We start from the raw sequence: 1,056 nt of genomic DNA, 5'->3' as shown, positions 1-1,056 counted from the left end.
GCCGGGAGAGGGGTTGGGGAGAGGGGATCAAAAAGATGAATCGCTCTACTTTTTCACTTATAAGTTTACCACTACCCCCATAAGTAAAGGTAGATACAAGTGCGTCGAGTTCAAGCAGGTGGACTGGCGTGAGGTAGCAAATCGGCTTGAAGGAGGGCGGGTGGTGGTGGCGGTGGATGTGGCCAAGGAAGACTTCGTGGCCACGTTGCTGACGGCGAATCAGGAAGCGGTGCTAACGATGCGTTGGCATCACCCGCGGGAGACGGGAGGGCTGCTTGAGCGGCTGGTATGGCTTGGGCAGGGGCGGCAGTTGGAGGCCGTGCTGGAGCCGCGTGGTACCTATGGAGATGCGCTGGTGTGGCGATTGCGGCAAGCGGGGCTTGGGCGGTACCGGGTCAGTCCCAAATGGGTGCACGATGCGTCGGAGGTTTACGCTGGGGTGCCGAGTCTGCACGATGCGAAAGCGGCGTATCTGATCGGTCGGTTGCCCCGGCAAGGGGTCAGTCAGGCGTGGCCGGCGCCGGCGGCGGCGCGTCGTGAGGTGGCGGCAGTGCCGGCCCAGCTTCGGGTATGCAAAGGGCATCAGCAAAGTGCCAGTAACCGTCTGAAAGTCCGGTTGAGCCGTCATTGGCCGGAGTGTCTGGGCATCCTCGGGCTCGCCACGGTGACCCTGCCGGCGCTGATTCACGCTTATGGTGATCCGGCCGCGGTGGTGGCTGATCCGCAGGGGGCCGCGGCGTTGATGCGTCGCAGCGGTCGTGCGGGGCGGCGTGAGGAGAAGCTTCAGGCCTTGCTGACCAGTGCGCACCGGAGCCTGGGTGTTCCGTGCCCGGCGGCTGAGCGTGAGCGGTTACAGTGGCTCGCAGCCGATCTGCTGGAGGCGCGCCGGCAGGTGCCTCGGATTGAGCGGGAACTTGCCTGCCGGGTTAAGCATGAGCCGGTACGGCTGTGGATGGCCGCCGTGGTTGGCACGGTCCACGCTCGTTCCCACGCTCCAGAGATTGTGAAAGAATTCGCGGGCGAATCTGCAGGGAGCGCTCTTGGGCCTCGGAAGCG

1 protein-coding gene is annotated in these 1,056 nt (G+C 64.3%); it reads left to right on the top strand.

Annotated elements, in window-relative coordinates; translation table 11 throughout:
- Positions 1–1,056, top strand: a 1,056-nt coding sequence (locus BQ17_RS21295; protein ID WP_218068012.1) for an IS110 family transposase, incomplete at both ends; no start/stop codon positions are given.

This window comes from Candidatus Thiosymbion oneisti, assembly GCF_900092655.1.
In the GTDB taxonomy this organism is placed as follows: domain Bacteria; phylum Pseudomonadota; class Gammaproteobacteria; order Chromatiales; family Chromatiaceae; genus Thiosymbion; species Thiosymbion oneisti.
The sequence above is the reverse complement of the archived record's forward strand: the minus strand, read 5'-3'. Positions and strand labels throughout refer to the sequence as shown.